This window comes from Stenotrophomonas sp. YJH_SMC_29 (genome assembly GCF_059371235.1).
In genome coordinates this window covers 102,242-117,739 of sequence record NZ_JCAFUK010000004.1, presented here as the reverse complement: position 1 = coordinate 117,739, position 15,498 = coordinate 102,242, and the positions used below count along the sequence as shown (strand labels likewise).

At 67.1% G+C, this 15,498-nt stretch carries 12 protein-coding genes and 1 other RNA gene; 8 read left to right on the top strand and 5 right to left on the bottom strand.

Annotation, left to right across the window (positions count from 1 at the left end):
- Positions 1 to 12: 12 nt before the first annotated feature.
- Positions 13 to 459, bottom strand: a complete 447-nt coding sequence (mraZ, locus tag AC5P9I_RS06465) for a division/cell wall cluster transcriptional repressor MraZ (RefSeq protein WP_004143635.1) — start codon at positions 457 to 459, stop codon at positions 13 to 15.
- A gap of 324 nt (positions 460 to 783) precedes the next feature.
- Here mraZ and AC5P9I_RS06460 point away from each other — a divergent pair, with 324 nt between their 5' ends.
- Entirely contained in the window at positions 784 to 1,560 is a 777-nt protein-coding gene (locus AC5P9I_RS06460; RefSeq protein WP_130768488.1) for an NRDE family protein, read from the top strand.
- Positions 1,561 to 1,912: 352 nt separating this feature from the next.
- Positions 1,913 to 2,392, top strand: coding sequence for a DM13 domain-containing protein (locus AC5P9I_RS06455; protein WP_130768489.1), 480 nt, complete (start codon positions 1,913 to 1,915; stop codon positions 2,390 to 2,392).
- 127 nt (positions 2,393 to 2,519) lie between these two features.
- Here AC5P9I_RS06455 and rnpB read toward each other — a convergent pair.
- Positions 2,520 to 2,871, bottom strand: an RNA gene (gene rnpB, locus AC5P9I_RS06450) — RNase P RNA component class A.
- A 145-nt stretch (positions 2,872 to 3,016) separates the two neighbouring features.
- Between rnpB and AC5P9I_RS06445 the strand changes: the two genes are divergently transcribed.
- A complete protein-coding gene (locus AC5P9I_RS06445; protein ID WP_130768490.1) occupies positions 3,017 to 3,676 on the top strand; it encodes a type IV toxin-antitoxin system AbiEi family antitoxin domain-containing protein in 660 nt (219 codons plus the stop codon).
- A complete protein-coding gene (locus AC5P9I_RS06440) occupies positions 3,673 to 4,542 on the top strand; it encodes a nucleotidyl transferase AbiEii/AbiGii toxin family protein (RefSeq protein WP_130768491.1) in 870 nt (289 codons plus the stop codon). The genes AC5P9I_RS06445 and AC5P9I_RS06440 overlap by 4 nt, the downstream gene beginning before the upstream one ends.
- A 132-nt stretch (positions 4,543 to 4,674) precedes the next feature.
- Here AC5P9I_RS06440 and rsmI read toward each other — a convergent pair whose 3' ends face one another.
- The gene (rsmI, locus tag AC5P9I_RS06435; RefSeq protein ID WP_074725577.1) at positions 4,675 to 5,493 is read right to left on the bottom strand and encodes a 16S rRNA (cytidine(1402)-2'-O)-methyltransferase; all 819 of its coding nucleotides are present in this window, start codon (positions 5,491 to 5,493) and stop codon (positions 4,675 to 4,677) included.
- 81 nt (positions 5,494 to 5,574) lie between these two features.
- Here rsmI and AC5P9I_RS06430 point away from each other — a divergent pair, with 81 nt between their 5' ends.
- The 4 genes from AC5P9I_RS06430 (at position 5,575) to AC5P9I_RS06415 (ending at position 9,719) form a co-directional block, all read left to right on the top strand.
- The gene (locus tag AC5P9I_RS06430) at positions 5,575 to 7,296 is read left to right on the top strand and encodes a penicillin-binding protein activator (RefSeq protein ID WP_130768492.1); all 1,722 of its coding nucleotides are present in this window, start codon (positions 5,575 to 5,577) and stop codon (positions 7,294 to 7,296) included.
- Positions 7,286 to 7,654 (top strand): YraN family protein, encoded by a 369-nt coding sequence (locus AC5P9I_RS06425; protein ID WP_057494395.1) that lies wholly within the window; start codon positions 7,286 to 7,288, stop codon positions 7,652 to 7,654. Before AC5P9I_RS06430 ends, AC5P9I_RS06425 begins: the two co-directional genes overlap by 11 nt.
- A 74-nt stretch (positions 7,655 to 7,728) precedes the next feature.
- Complete coding sequence (locus tag AC5P9I_RS06420) at positions 7,729 to 8,337, top strand: metal-dependent hydrolase (RefSeq protein ID WP_130768493.1); 609 nt, start codon at positions 7,729 to 7,731, stop codon at positions 8,335 to 8,337.
- Positions 8,334 to 9,719 carry an FAD-binding oxidoreductase gene (locus AC5P9I_RS06415; RefSeq protein WP_130768494.1) on the top strand — a complete coding sequence of 462 codons (1,386 nt, stop codon included), beginning with the start codon at positions 8,334 to 8,336 and terminating at the stop codon, positions 9,717 to 9,719. Before AC5P9I_RS06420 ends, AC5P9I_RS06415 begins: the two co-directional genes overlap by 4 nt.
- Positions 9,720 to 9,798: 79 nt before the next feature.
- Here the strand turns inward: AC5P9I_RS06415 and AC5P9I_RS06410 are convergent, their stop codons facing one another.
- Positions 9,799 to 11,820 carry an acyltransferase family protein gene (locus AC5P9I_RS06410; protein WP_130768495.1) on the bottom strand — a complete coding sequence of 674 codons (2,022 nt, stop codon included), beginning with the start codon at positions 11,818 to 11,820 and terminating at the stop codon, positions 9,799 to 9,801.
- 196 nt (positions 11,821 to 12,016) lie between these two features.
- On the bottom strand, positions 12,017 to 15,232 hold the full coding sequence (locus AC5P9I_RS06405; protein WP_130768496.1) for an autotransporter family protein: 3,216 nt from the start codon (positions 15,230 to 15,232) through the stop codon (positions 12,017 to 12,019).
- Positions 15,233 to 15,498 lie beyond the last annotated feature (266 nt).

Below are 15,498 nucleotides of genomic sequence, written 5' to 3'. Positions count from 1 at the left end.
GGGCACCCCGGCTCACAACTTCAGGTCGAGCAACCCATCACCCAGATCCTCGTCAGACAACGTCTGCTGGATCAGGGCCCGATGCGCCTGCTCGCTCCACAATTCGAACTTGTCGCCCATGCCGAGCAATACCGCCTTCTTCTCAATGCCCACCGCACCGCGGTGGCTGGCGGGGATGCTGATGCGACCGTTGCCGTCCAGTTCCAGATGGGCGGCCGAGCCGACCAGCTTCTGCTGCAACAGGCGCACGACGCGCTGGGTGTTGGGCTTGGACATCACATCGTCGCGGACCCGCTCCCATTCCGACTCTGCGTACAGCCACAGGCAGCCGGCTTCGAACGGGTTGTAGGTCAGCACGAGACGGTTGTTGCTGGCGCGCGCGACGAGGTCGCGGTAAGCGGTGGGAACCGCCATGCGCCCCTTGTCGTCAACTGTGATGGCCGTCTCGCCCTGGAACACGACGCCTGCACCTTGTCCTTCGCCCGGTGAAACATTGAACCACGAAAACCCACAAAACACCCGGATTTCCCTCTGATGCCCACCTTAGCAGCGGGCGGAGGGTTGTCAACAACTTTTCAGCAGGGAAATCGCCAGCCGCATCAATGGCTTGCAACAACCTTTAGAGAATTGTTCAAGGCTTATCCACAAGTTGCTGATCCGTCTCAATTTTTGAGATTGAACGGAAGTTCAGGGGCGTGGGCAGGGCGTGAAACATCGGCCGCGCATTCATCCGGAGCGGGCCGGAAACGGCGCCAGACTGCGCAAACCGTGCACAATGAAGCCATGTGCCTGCTCGCTCTTGGCTGGATGCACCACCCGCGGTGGCGGCTGGTGATGGCCGGCAACCGTGATGAGTTCCACGCCCGCCCGACGGCGGCGCTGGCCCCCTGGCAGGATGAGACGTCGGTCATCGGCGGTCGCGACCTGCGCTCCGGCGGAGGCTGGGCCGGGGTTGGCGCCTCGGGCCGGATGGCGGTGGTCACCAACGTCCGCGACCCGCTGGCCGCCCAGACCGGCCCGTCGCGGGGCGCGCTGGTGGCCGACTTCCTGCGCGGCCGCGAGCCGGCGGCCGTGCATATCGACCGCTTGGCGACCGTGGCTGGCGCCTACGCCCCGTTCAATCTCCTGCTGGCCGATAGCGACAGCCTGGAGTACGTGGGCAACCATCCCGCCGAACGGCAGACGCTTGGCCCGGGCGTACACGGCATGTCCAACGGCGCGCTGGACGCCCCCTGGCCGAAGACCCGGCGGCTGATGGCGGCCCTTGAAGCCTGGCTGCAGGAAGACGGGGTCAGATCCCTTTCGCAGCGCGAAAGGGATCTGACCTCGCTCTGGGCCGCCCTGGCCGACGAACACCGCCCCGCCGACAGCGACCTGCCCGACACCGGCATCGGTCTGGAGCGCGAGCGCTGGCTGAGCCCGGCCTTCATCCGCGGCGACGACTACGGCACCCGCGCCAGCACCGTGCTGCTGATCGATGGCGACGGCCACGGCGAGATCTACGAGCGCCGCTTCGGCCCGCAGGGTGTCCCCAGCGGACAGAGCCACGTCATTTTCTGACCCGGTCATGACGGCCCTTGGCCAGACGCTCTTGGCGGGGGGTAGTGCCGGCCGCTGGCCGGCAACCTCTGGATCTTCGGATGCACCATAAAGCTGCCGGCCAGCGGCCGGCACTACCCGCACGCGTGTCGTCATTGAAGTGACGGTCGTCGTCAGCGCACCACGCCTGAAACGTCATTCAGCTTCCAGCGCCGACCGCGATCCGCCCGTGCCACAGGGTTCCAGCATCGCAGCCGGCCCACTGTGTCCTTTTCGCATTCGGCACTGTGTCTATAAATGTCGGCCCTCACCTCCCAGGGTGGTCGCGCCCGGCCTTTCGCCGCGCGATCGACCGCAACCACAAGGAGGCCCCATGCGCCGCATCCTCATCCTGCTCGCCACCCACCTGCTCACCCTCGGCCTGGGCTTCGGCCTGGGCGTCTACCTCCTGCCGATCCTGATCGCCCCCGATGACCCGCCGGTGGAACAGGTACAGGCCGCCATGAAAGACGCCACCTACCGCACCACGTTCCGCCGCGACCTGAAGGGCAGCGACGCAGTGCACTGGGCCGAAGGCAAGGTCAGTGTCAGTGCCACCCAGGTCGCCTTCGACGGGAAGATGGGACCGGGCCCGGACTACAAGGTGTACCTGGTCCGCGACTTCGTCGACAACAAGGCCGACTTCCTGAAGATCAAGGCGCAGGCCCAGCGCATCGGCGAAGTGAAGACCTTCAACCGCTTCCTGGTCGAGGTGCCCGCGAACGTGGATGTGGACGACTACACCACCGTCGTGGTGTGGTGCGAGCGCTTCTCGCAGTTCATTTCCGCCGGGCAGTACCGCACGCCGGGCTGAGGACCGCGCGACGTCGAGGTAGTGCCGGCCGCTGGCCGGCAGCACCCTGTCCGCCGCTGCGGGCATCGTGAAGCTGCCGGCCAGCGGCCGGCACTACCGATGCGCAGTTCGTGCCTATGGAAGAAAGAGGCGGAGCCGGCCGATAAGCCGGGTTCTGTCGTGGACAGTCATTCCTCTAGGCGTTACGTCACCGCAACGCTCAAGCAACCTACCCGGATCCAACGCGGGCCGCGCCAAAGGATCCCTATTTGGTCTTGCTCCAGGTGGGGTTTGCCGTGCCGGTCTGTTGCCAGACTCGCGGTGCGCTCTTACCGCACCATTTCACCCTTACCGGCCTTCCGAAGAAGACGTAGGCGGTATCTTTCTGTTGCACTTTCCGTCGGCTTGCGCCGCCCAGGCGTTACCTGGCACCTTGCCCTATGGAGCCCGGACTTTCCTCGGCACCCCCGAAGGGATGACGCGACTGTCTGGCCGACTCCGCCAGCGCGTATTCTAGCGTACGCACGCCCTTCCTGCCGTGCCGATCGCGGCGTCCGGTTCAACCTTCCACGCGTGGCGTGGCTCCAGAGATTCCGCGTGGGTGGGTGCGGAGCTTGTCGCACCGTCCAGTCATCGCAGCCGACGATGTTCCGTTTTGTCCGTCGATATTCAAAAAACCCGACGTTATGGAACAATGCCATCATGGGAAACCCCGAGGCCCGGGCACGAAAGCTGCTGCGACGCGCAGGCACCCTGCGCGCCCGCGAACTGGTCACTGCCGGGATCGCCCGCGCCCAGCTGACTCGCCTCGTCGAGGCCGGTGCACTGATCCGGTTGTCCCGTGGCGTCTATGCGTTGGCGGAAAGAAACAGCGACGACACCGATGATGGACTGCAGATCATTGCAGAACGCCTGCCGCACCCCCGTCTATGCCTGCTGAGTGCCCTGCGCCTGCATGGCCTGACCACCCAGGCGCCATTCGAACGCTGGGTCTCCATCGGCAACAACGACCGCGTTCCGCGGATCGACTGGCCCCCCCTCCGTGTGGTCCGCATGTCGGCAACGACCCTCAATGTGGGGCTGGAAGAACGTCGCGTAGGCAGGCGTCTCATATACGTCAGTAACGTAGCCAAAACCGTCGTCGATTGCTTCAAGTTCCGCAATCTCGTAGGACTTGATGTCGCACTTGAAGCCCTGCGTGACGCGCTTCACAGCCGTGCAACCACCCCGGATGCGTTGATGGAGTATGCGCGGATCTGCCGCGTTGCCAGACTGATGAGACCGTACCTCGATGCCTTGGCGTGACCCACTCTCCAACGCTTCCCCGGCGCGTTGCTTCCATCCGGCAACGGCTGCTTGATCTCGCGCGCAGCCGAGGCGAGGACTTTCAGTTCGTTCTGGACCGGTTCGCCGTTGAGCGCCTGCTCTACCGGCTCTCCGCTTCCCGATACCGCGACCAGTTCCTGCTGAAGGGGGCCATGTTGTTTGCAGTGTGGTTCGACGCGCCCCACCGTCCCACGCGGGATGCCGACTTTCTGCGATTCGGCTCTGCACATCCCGGCCATCTGCTGCACATCGCACGGTCGCTCTGCGCAATAGCGGGCGACGACGGCCTGTGCTTCGACCCACGCAGCATCGCCATCGAGGCCACCCGCGAAGAAGCGGAGTATGAGGGGCTGCGAATGCGCCTGATAGCACATCTTGGTCGATCGCGCTGCCACGTACAGTGGGACGTGGGGTTTGGCGACGCGGTGATTCCTCCACCGCAGGAAATCACCTACCCGGTGATGCTCGATGGCTTTCCTCCACCGTGCCTGCACGTCTATCCGCGCGAAACCGTGTTTGCCGAGAAGTTGGAGGCCATAGCGGCACTGGGCATCGCTAACAGCAGGATGAAGGACTACTTCGACTTGCTGGCACTGATCCGCGAAGACGCCATGGATCGCCCGCACCTCATTGCGGCCATTGGCGCGACGTTTGATCGACGAAGGACCCCGGCGCCAACGCCCCTGCCCTACGGACTGACTCAGTCGTTCGCCGCAGATACCCAGAAGCAGACCCAGTGGCGCGCCTTCCTGCGCAGGAACCGCCTGATCGCGCCGGATCTCTCTTCGGTGATTGCCGAGATTGCCGACTATCTGGACACCCTCGCCACACCCCTGCAGTCCTGACGCCGCAAGGCATGGCGCGGACGGTTCCGCCTGGGTGGGTGCAGGCCGTGGCGCGGTCCATTCATCCACGCATGGCGTGGATCTACCGGTTCCGCTGCTCTGGTGGGTGCGGCCCCTGGTCCGCACGATCCATCAACTGCCGTACAACGCCTTGCGCGGCGCACCGGTCAGTTCCGCGGCCAGCTTGGCGGCGGTCGACGGCGGCAGGTGCTCGCTCAGCTTCGCGTAGACGCGGCGGCCGTGGGCCAGCTGCGCTTCCTCGTCATCGCCGGCGCCCTGCACCATCACCACGAATTCGCCCTTGCGCTGGTTGTCGTCGGCCTCGACGTTCGCCAGCAGGCCCGCCAGGTCGCCATCAAGCACGGTCTCGAACAGCTTGGTCAGCTCGCGGGCCAGCACCGCCGGGCGCTCGCCGCCGAAGATCGCCGCCATGTCGGCCAGCGATTCGGCGATGCGGTGCGAGGATTCGTAGAACACCATCGTGCGCACTTCGCCGGCCAGCGCCTGCAGGCGGTCGCGGCGGCCGCTGGCCTTGGCCGGCAGGAAGCCCTCGAAACTGAAACGGTCGCTGGGCAGGCCGGCCACGCTCAGCGCGGCGATGGCGGCGCAGGCGCCGGGCACCGGGCTGACCTTGATGCCCGCCGCGCGCGCGGCACGCACCAGGCGGAACCCCGGATCGCTGACCAGCGGCGTACCGGCGTCACTGACCAGCGCCAGCGACTCGCCGGCCTGCAGGCGCGAGACCAGCCGCTGCGCCAGCGCCTCCTCGTTGTGCTCGTGCAGGGCCACCAGCGGCTGCTGGATGCCGAAATGGGACAGCAGCTGGCCGCTGCGGCGGGTGTCCTCGGCACAGATGGCCGCCACCGAGCGCAGCACCTCCTGCGCGCGCGGGCTCAGATCGGCCAGGTTGCCGATCGGGGTGGCGACGACGTACAGGGTTGGGACACTCATTTCAGCGGTACTCACGGGGCAAGGGTAGAATCGTAGCGTGTACCCGGCCAAGGCCGCTGCCCTCATCGCATGGACCCGATCATGAACAAGCCCGCCGCACGGATCTCCGCCCTGTCGTTGTCGCTGATGCTGCTGGCCGGTTGTGCCACCACCAGCCTGACCAGCACCCCCGATTCGCCGGCCCAGGGCCAGGCGCTGGCGCTGATCGAACAGGGCAAGCCGCGCGACGCCGCACTGCAGCTGGAAGGCCTGGCCGCCACGCTGCGTGGCGGTGCCCGCAGCAACGCACTGGCCGATGCGGCCTGGGCCTGGCACCTCGCCGGTGACAGTGCCCGCGCGCGCAGCCTGCTCGGCCAGCTCACCGCCCGCCAGCTGTCCGGCGCCAGCCTGCAGCGCTACCAGCTGACCAGTGCCGAGCTGGCCCTGGCCGACAAGCAGCCGGCGCAGGCGCTGGCCCTGCTGAAGGACCATGGCGACAACGTGCTGCCGGCCCTGCGTACGCGCTGGTACCTGGCCCGTGCCGGCGCCCTGCAGGGCACCGGCGATGCCTTCGGTGCCGCCACCGAGCGCGCCCGCGCCCATTCCAGCCTGACCGGCAGCGCGCGCAGCGAGAACCAGGCCGCCATTGCCGGCCTGCTCGGTACCCTCGACGATGCCACCCTGCGCAGCCGCGCCGCCGCCCTGCCGGCCAACGACCCGCTCTACAACTTCGCCGGCCGCGCACTGATCGCGCGTGGCCTGCCGCTGCCGCGCCCGTTCGACCGCGATGGCGCGGCCCAGTTCGACACCAGCAAGCGCCCGCCGGCGATGAGCGACGGTTACCGCCCGCCGGCCAAGCTGGCCGTGCTGCTGCCGCTCAGCGGCCGCCTGGCCACCGCCGCACAGCCGGTGCGCGATGGCCTGTTGAGCGCCTACTACGGTGAAAGCCGCCGCCGCCCGGACATCAACTTCTTCGACACCGCCGGCACCCCGGCCGGCGCCCTCGCCGCCTACGACAAGGCCGTTGCCTCCGGTGCCGACTTCGTGGTCGGCCCGCTGGGCCGCGACGAGGTGGACGCGGTGTACGGCCGCCAGCAGCTGCAGGTGCCGGTGCTGGCCCTGAACCGCGGCAAGGACGCACCGCCGGCCGGCAGTGCCGGCTTCTCGCTGGCACCGGAAGACGACGGCATCGTCGCGGCCGAGTACCTGCGCGGCCGCGAGCGCGGCAAGGCGCTGGTGATCAACAGCGCCGACGACACCGGCCGCCGTGCCGCCGCCGCCTTCGCCCAGCGTTTCGCCCAGCGCGGTGGCCAGGTCGTGGCCACGGTCGGCGTCAGCGATGCGGTGGGCGACGTCAGCGCCCAGGTGCGCAACGCCGGCCAGGTCGATGCCGTGTTCCTCGCCGTGCGTGCGCCGCAGGCGCGCCTGCTGGCGCCGCAGCTGGCGCTGGCCGGTGCCGGTGGCGCGACCCGCGTCGGCACCTCGCAGCTGACCGTCGGCAGCGGCAAAGTGGAAGAAGACGTGGCGCTGGACGGCATCGTCTACCCGAACGAAGCCTGGAACGTGCGCAGCGTGTCCGGCCTGCCGTCGGCCAGCCAGGTGGCCAGCACCCTGCCGAGCGCACGCGGTGCGGCCGGCCGCCTGTTCGCCTTCGGTGCCGACGCCTGGAAGATCACCGCCTACCTGGACAAGCTGTCCAACGAAGGCGGCCTGGACGGTGCCACCGGCACCCTGTTCCTGGACAGCAATGGCAACATCCTGCGCCAGCCGGCATGGTCGACCTTCAGTGGCGGCCGGCCGATGCCGATCGTCGGTGGTCGCTGAGCGCAGCCAACGGGGCTCGGCGGTGGAAGCCGCCGCCGAGCAGCACCTGCAACTGGCCGGACTGCGGCCGCGTGCACGCAACGTGCGCTATCGCGGCGGTGAACTGGACCTGGTGATGGACGATGCCGGCACCGTGGTGTTCGTGGAAGTGCGCTACCGTGCGCGATCGGATTTCGGCGGTGGCGCCGCTTCGGTCGATGCGCGCAAATGCCGGCGCCTGGCCCATGCCGCGCAGCTGTACCTGCAGGACCACCCGGCGCTGGCCAATGCGCCCTGCCGCTTCGATGTGGTCGAGGCCACCGGCGAGCCGCCGCAGCTGCATTGGCTGCGGGATGCGTTCCGATTGGATGACTGCTGATGGTTACTGTTTGCCGGCCAGCGGCCGGCACTACCCGTCGGACCCACGGCCGGCACTACCATGGTGCGTGACTGATGCCGTCGATCATCACCCATGCCGCTGTGCCGCTGGCGCTGTGGTGCGCCGCTGATCGTGGCCGCATCCCACCGCGCCTGCTGGCGGCCGGCGTGATCGCAGCGATGCTGCCCGATGCCGATGTACTGGCCTTTGCGCTGCACATTCCCTATGCGGATGCCTTCGGCCATCGCGGCGCCAGCCATTCACTGCTGTTTGCCAGCGTGCTGGCGGCATTGGCCGCGGTGTTGGCGTTCTTTGGTAGCGGCCGACCTTGGTCGGCGGTTTCGTGCCAACCAAGGTTGGCACCTGCCAAGGCAGGGCCAACGGTGGCATCGACCGTACAAGCCGCTGTATTCGTCTTCGTATGCGCGGCCAGCCATCCCTTGCTCGATGCGATGACCTCCGGCGGCCTCGGCGTCGCGCTGGCCTGGCCGTGGAGCGAACAGCGCTTCTTCGCACCGTGGCGACCGATCCGGGTTTCACCGTTTGCCCCACAGTTCTTCAGCGCACGCGGCCTGGCTACCCTGCTCTCCGAACTGCGCTGGGTGTGGCTGCCGCTGGCCGGCGCCGTTGTCGCCTGGAAACTGATCCAACCCGCTCCTGCTGCCCCGCGAGATCCGTCATGAGTACCGCACTGCCTGCTGCCCTGGTTGCCGAACTGTCCGCCCTGCTGGGCGCGGAGGGCTGGCGCATGGATGACAGCGCGCTGGAGGCCAACGCGCAGGACAACTCATGGCGCCGCCAGCGCCCGGCGGCGGTCGCGCTGCCGGCCGACATCGAACAGGTGCAGGCACTGGTGCGCGCCTGTCGCGCACATGGCGTGGCGCTGGTCGCGCGCGGTGCCGGCACCGGCACCACCGGCGCCGCCGTCCCACAACCGGGCAGCATCGTGCTGTCGTTCACCCGCATGGACCGCATCATCGAGATCCGCGCCGGTGATCGCTGCGCGGTCGTGCAGCCGGGCGTGCTCAACGGCACCCTGCAGCAGGCCTTGGCCCCGCACGGCCTGTTCTGGGCGCCGGACCCGTCCAGCGCCGAGATCTGCAGCATCGGCGGCAACCTGGCCTGCAATGCGGGCGGCCCGCGCGCGGTGAAGTACGGCACCAGCCGCGACAACGTACTGGGCCTGGTGGCGGTGACCGGCACCGGTGAGGTGATCCGCTGCGGTGGTGCCTACACCAAGGACGCCACCGGCTACGACCTCACCCATCTCCTGGTGGGCAGCGAAGGCACACTGGCACTGATCGTGGAAGCCACGCTGAAACTGACCCCGCTGCCGGTCAGCCAGGCCGGCCTGCGCGTGCTGTACCGCGATGCCGATGCTGCTGCGGCCGGCGTGTCGCGGTTGATGTCACAGCCGGTGGTACCCACCCGCCTGGAATTCATGGATGCGCGCAGCCTGGAGCTGCTGCGGTTGAATGGCGCCGATGTGCCGGAGGCAGGCGCGATGCTGCTGGTCGAGGCCGATGGTGACCACGACACCCTGCCCTATCTGTTGCAGGCATTGGCCAGCGCCGCCGAAGGCGACGGCATGATCGAGCTGGACGTGGCGATGGAAGGCCGTGCACGCGACCAGCTGTGGGCGGCGCGCAGGGCGCTGTCGCCTGCGCTGCGCAGCGTCGCGCCGGGCAAGATCAATGAAGACGTGGTGGTTCCGGTGTCGCGCATTCCGGAACTGGTGGCCGGCGTGCAGGCCCTGGCACGTGACTACGCGCTCACCATCGTCACCTTCGGCCACGCCGGCAACGGCAACCTGCACGTCAACATCCTCTATCACCCGGAGGATGCCGACGAAAACGCGCGCGCGCATGCCGCGCTGCCGAAGATCTTCGCGCTGACGCTGGCGCTGGGCGGCACGTTGTCGGGCGAACACGGCATTGGCCTGGCCAAGCGCGATTTCATGGCGCAGGCCTTCACCCCGGAAACGCTGGCGACGATGCGCGCGATCAAGGCCGCGCTGGACCCGGACGGCATTCTCAACCCGGGCAAGGTGCTGCCGCCGGCATAGACCGAACGCTCTCCTGCAGAGCCGGGCCGTGCCCGGCTGCTCTCCCTCCAGATCGCACAAGCCGAGCGTGGGCTCGGCGCTACACCGTCTTGTCGGCTGCGATATCGATCAGGGTCTGCCGGAAGCTGGGCAGCAGCACGCGGTTGCCATGCCCGCTCAGGTGATCGTTGTCGAAGAACAGCGGTTCGCCCTCTTCCACCGCCGAACAGGTCTGCGGCCCGCACAGCAGCGGCAGCGGATCCCACACGGTCAGTGACGGGTAACGTGCCGCCAGGTCATCCAGCAGTTCCATCTGCGGCACGCGCAACATTTCCAGATCCGCACGCGGCATGCTCAGACCGCCGGCACACGCCGGATTGCGGCGGTTGAACCAGTCCGAACAGCGGTACGCACCGGCCTTGAACAGCGGCAGCGGCGCGTCGATCACCACGTGCACGCCCAGCTTCTGCAAACGCCCCATCACGCGATCTGCTTCGTCGCGTGCAGCCTGTGCATGCGCCGGCGTGCGCTCGGCCAGCAGCTGTTGATAGATCGGCTGTGCATCCTGCCGCCGCCAGTCGAATCCACGCAGCTCCGGCATGCGCAAGGCTGCCAGCAGCACGATGTCACCCGGGCGCGCCTCGCGTTCGATGGTCGACAGCGTGTTTTCAATGAAGTCCTGGCAGTCGGCCGGGCTGGCGCGCAGCAGGTTGACGAAACTGCAGCCGCCGCGGTCCTGCTGGCGCACCTCCATGCCGGTCTGCCGCGCGACCATGCTGGTCATCGTGCGGTAGGCCGCCGCATGCGAATCGCCGGCCACGAACAGGCGCCGCCCTTCAAGCGCGGGCGCACTCACCGGTTCCAGCGGGCGCCACGCCGGGTAGCGGCGCGCCTGCCATGCATAACCGTCACGGGTAACGCTCAGCGAGACCTGCTCGTGGTACTCCACCGTGGCCCAGGCGCCGGCACCGCACAGCGCCACCAGCGGCAACGCCATCGCCAGTACCTTCGCCGGTGCCAGCCGCAGCAGCGGCGCCGCACTGCGCAGCGGGCGCTCGATGAAGTGATACGACACGGCGGATACCGCCAGCAGCAGTACCGGATACAGCCACAACGCGGCACCGTGCAGGCCATACGTCCAGCGCAGCAGTACCAGCAGCGGCCAATGCCACAGGTACAGCGAATAGGACAGCCGGCCCAGGTAGGCCAGCGGTGCGCAGCCCAGCGCACCGGCGATGCTCGATCTCCCCGCTGTCGACACGCTCGCCAACAACAGCAGGGTACCGGCCACGGTGGCCAGCACACCCGGTACTGGCATCGCCAGCTGCGGGGCAATCACCACGCCTGCGGCCAGCAGCGCCAGCCCGGCCACTGCAACCGCGTCACCGTTCCGGCCCGGTGTACGCGTACGCATCCACTGGTACAGCAGCGCGCCCGCGGCCAGCTCCCAGAACCGTGCAGGCAGCAGATAGAACGCTGCCGCCGGTGCCGATTGCGCCTGCCAACCCGCCCACGCCAGCGACAGCACGGTGAGCACCGGCAACAACCAACGCGACCACGGCCAGCGCTCACGCCCGCGCAGCCACACGAAGAACAACAGCGGGAAGACCAGGTAGAACTGCTCCTCCACGCCCAGCGTCCATGTATGCAGGAACGGATTGAGTTCAGCACCGGGCGAGAAGTAATCGTCCTGCTGGCCGGCCAGTACGATGTTGCTGAGGCCGACCAGCGCGGCCCAGCCGGTCTGGTCGAACTGTTCATTGCGCCACGCGCGGGGAATGAACAGCGCCGACAGCACGAAGGTGGCCATCAGCATCACCAGCAAGGCCGGCAACAGGCGCAAGACGCGACGCCGGTAGAAATCGAGCAGCATCGCGCCCAGCGATGCGTGAGTGCGTGAGGCCAGCGACTGGCTGATCACGAAGCCGGACACCACGAAGAACAGATCCACACCGGTGAAGCCACCGGGTAGCCACGTGGCGTTGGCGTGGAAGACCACGACAGCCAGCACCGCCAGTGCGCGCAGGCCATCGATGGCGGCGTTGTGGGAACGTTCGGCAGGGGTCATGCGGGCAACCGGCAGAAGACAGGGCGGCAGCATCGCTACCGTTTGCGCAGTCATTCAATGGACAATCGCGACAGACATGGACATCGTTCAGGTCCGGTCCCGGAGCGACGCGATTGTAGATCCGAACCATGCTCGGCTGCGATTCGTGCAAACCGCCAGGAAGCCGCGCTGCGCGCGGTGAGTCGAGCATGGCTCGACTCTACAAGGAAGCGCCGGGCATCACCCGGCGCTTCCGCATTCCCTTCGCTTGTTACCAAGCCATGCGCAGGCCCAGCTGGCCACCCACGTTGCGGTAGCCGTAATCACCACGCTGCACGCTCACGCCACCCCACGCGCCCCAGCGCTGGCCCAGCTTCAACTCGGCACCGGCCTGCACCTCATAACGGTTGCGCGGCACGTCTGCGCCCAGCGTGTCACCGTTGAACTGCAACGTGCTGCTGCCGCTGCCACGCAGCCAGTTCACGCCCAGGTACGGCTGCAGCGTGTTGCCGGCTGCAGTGCCATGGCCAAACACACGCACGCCCAGGCGCCCGCTCAGGCCGTCAGCATCGGCATGGTCGATCACCGTGCCATTGCTCTCCACGTGGCGATCGGCGCGGAAATCGACATGGCTCAGCTGCAGCTGCGGCTGCACGTACAGCGCGCTGGCGGTGCCCTGCCACACGTTGAAGGTGTAGCCGGCCTCCAGCGACGCACTGGCCATGCGCGAATCGTAGTGCTCCGGCTCCAGGCCGATGCCCTGCACGCGATTATCGAAGCGGCCGTACTGCAGGGCGGCGTCCACATACGCGCCTCGCGTGCCGTCTGCTTCCTGCAGCCAGGTGCCGTACACACCCACCGCGCTGCCACGCACCCGGCCCTTGGCGCTGTAGCCGGTCAGATCGGACACTGCGCTGCTGTCGGCGCGGCCGCTGCCCAGCATCACACCGGCAACCGCATTGCCACGCCGCAGCAGGTCACTGCCAATCTGCAGCACCGAGGTGTTGCCATCAATCGACAGCTGGCCACCGACCGCGCTGAAGTCCGCCTGCTGCCGGCCCACGCCCGCCCACGCGGCACGCCCTTCATCCAGCGAAACGGCACCGATGCGGTCGTTCATACGATGGGAAAACAGGTTGATGGCTGCGGACTGGTTGGCCAGGTACGCTCCGGCTTCGGGACGCAGCACCGGCACCGGGTCCACCGGATCCACGGGGTCCACCGGATCGATGGGGTCAACCGGATCAACCGGGTCTACCACACAGCCCGGCGCGGCCGGATTGTCCTTGCAGATATCGAACCATTGCGAACGCAGATACCAGTTGCCATTGGTGGGATCTGTCACGCCCCCCTTGAACAGGAAGTACTCATAGGAGCCGCCCACGGCGCGGCCGGCCAGCGCATAGGTCGCCAACGATGCACCATCCACTTCGATCAGCTGGATGCCATCGGTGGTCTGAGCGCCCACACCACCGATGTTCTTCACCGCAATCAGCGCATCGCCGGAGGTGTCCCCGCGCACATGCAGGCGGTCCATCGCGCTGTCATCGCCTGCCAGCGCGCCCTGGAACAGGAATGTCGCGCCCTCGCTGTGCAGGTCGCCATCCACGATGAGCGTGTTGAATCGGCCGCTCCCGTCGGACAATGCCACGCCGCTATCAAGGATCTGCAGTTCGCCGACCGTAGCGTCACCGGTCAGTGTCCACTGACTACCGCTTTCAATCGCCATCGTCTGCACCAGATCCGACGAACCCTGCCATAGCGATCCATTCGCCAGCCGCACATGTACATCCGACTGTGGCGGCAATCCCGCGTCCTCGTCTTCCGGGGTGATGACGATGTCGCCCTCCATCTGCGAGCGACCCTCCAGTACCACATCGAAACGCCCGGCCACCGCGGCATCCAGTGCCAGCGCGATGCCGTTGCCGCCCGATACCACCGCGCCGTTCGACAGTGTCAGGCCCGCATCGCGGCTGCTGCGCAGCCATACACCGCCATGCTGGGCGCTCACCAGCGAACCACCGTCGATGTCCATCCGCCCGTTGTCATTGATCACCGCCGCCCACGCGCCCTCGCCTTCGGTGCGCACATGGGTGTTGCTCAGCGTCATTTCACCCGTGCCGCCAGACAGCACACCGTGCGAGTTGATGCCGGTGGTGCGCACCACGCTGTCGGCCAGATGCACGGTGCCACCCAGGCGCGCGATCGCACCGATGGCGCCATGTCCTTCGGTCAGAATGTCGGTCATGCCTGCGCTCACCTGCGGATTTTTCCCGCCGGAACCCTCCGCATACAGGCCGTGGCCGTTCTGGCCGAGCGTGCGCAATCGGCTGGAGCTCACCCGTGCGGCTCCATCCAGGACCGAGATGGCCTGCCAGGAATTGCCGTCTGCCGTGATCTCCGAACCTTCCACATCCAGCTCGCCCTTGCCCATCATCAGGATGCCAACACCATTGCGCGCGATAATGGATGAACCCTGCACACTGGCCACACCATCGCGTTGGTTGATGTTGATGCCCACCGAAGTGGTTTCGAGCAGGCTGTTGAGCATGGTCAGCTGCGAACCCACGGTCATGTTGATCCCATGGTGCCCGGACATCTCGACGCCATCGAGCAGCAGGGTGCCGCTGCTACCGGCAGCGAAGCTGGCAACACTGGCGTTTATTCCACCGGCTTGGATGCGGCCGCCACGCATCTCCACGTCGCCCCCGATGTACAGGCCTGCCCCTGAACGCTCGTGGGTGAGGTTGATGTCAACGTCCTCAAGCACGGTTCTTCCAATGCCCGCCAACACACCGTCTGCACCTGCACCCACGCCATTGATCTGCACCGAGCGCAGATGGACGCTACCGCCGTCCTGCACCCACACGCCATACCCACCACCGCCCACATCGATGCGGACACGTTCGGCCTGCAGCGTGCCACCACGCACCTCCAGTCCGTTGGACTGGCTGGCGGAAACCTGGATCACGCTGTCAGACACGCGCGCGTTACCGCCCTTTACGAAGACGCCGTGTGACAGGCCGGCCTGGGTTCTTATCTGAACACCATCAAGCACCAGGTTGCCGTCGATAGCCTCGGCACCATTGGAAGCAGTGCCCAGGGTCAGGATCTCTACGCCAGTGGCATGCACCTCTCCACCCGCAGCGGCGGAAAGGCCCGCTGCACCATAGCCAGAGGTGGTCACGCTACCCTGCTCCAGTTCAATGCGGCTGTCCGCGCCCTCAGCCCGTGCAGCGGCGGCATACATGCCCCCGGTGGCGAGATTGACCTTGCCCAGCGGCACGATGCTACCGCCATTGATGGCATGGAACGCGTACCCGGCGGGGTTGCCTGGCTCCACCGGCTCGGTAGTGCTGTAGTTGCCCGCCGCCGGATTCTGCTCATCGCCATCGGCAACAACCTGCTGTGCCAGCGCGGGGGATGCAATCAAGGCACTGGCGAGCGCCAGCGATAGATGACTGCGGCGTGCATGATGAATCGACATGACAGCTCTCCTGAAAGAGCGGCCATGCTCCGCAGGCGCGACCGGCAGCGCCATCGAATGTGTTGCAAGCCCCGGTGCGACCAAGCGTCGCATGCCGTCAACGCTGAACTGAACCGCCGCCCACGCCCTCGCCTGTGCCAAGCAGCCTTTGCAACTAATTGCATGGGAACGGGTGAGCCACGCACGGACACTGGCCACCAATCAAGACATGCACTGACGTGATACACCCGAAATCACCTGCCATTCACAGGATCCAGGCGTATACG